Annotated in this window: 1 protein-coding gene; it reads right to left on the bottom strand. The window is 52.1% G+C overall.

Annotated features, from left to right (window positions below):
• Positions 1–281: sugar transferase (locus I6F37_RS44865; RefSeq protein ID WP_225155113.1), on the bottom strand; the 281-nt coding region annotated here is incomplete at its 3' end.
• Positions 282–382 lie beyond the last annotated feature (101 nt).

The raw sequence follows: 382 nt of genomic DNA, 5'->3' as shown, positions 1-382 counted from the left end.
GCCTTCATATAGGTACGGTGCGTGTCGCGCGCAATGTTGTGGTGCATGGTGCGGAACTTGTACATCTTGAATTTGCGCCCACCCTTGCCAATGCGGTCGTGAATGTAGAGCACCGGGCCAGCCGACTCTAGGCGAATGAGCAGCGCAATGACCATCGCAACTGGCCCGAAAAAGAGCATCCCGACTAGACAAAGGGAAAGGTCGAAAAGTCGTTTGATTCTGCGATAGCCAGCTCGGTAGAGTCGTACCGCTGGACGTTCCATTGTGATCCACGTCATCATTCTTAAATCCTCCAAAATAACCCGTTGGGCCTAGATTACAATTCTGTCTGTGGCTCGACAGGCGATTTTTCAATTGGAAAAAGCAACTGGCGGCTCTCCCC

It is taken from the genome of Bradyrhizobium sp. NBAIM08 (assembly GCF_020193935.1).
GTDB lineage: Bacteria > Pseudomonadota > Alphaproteobacteria > Rhizobiales > Xanthobacteraceae > Bradyrhizobium > Bradyrhizobium yuanmingense.
The sequence above is the reverse complement of the archived record's forward strand: the minus strand, read 5'-3'. Positions and strand labels throughout refer to the sequence as shown.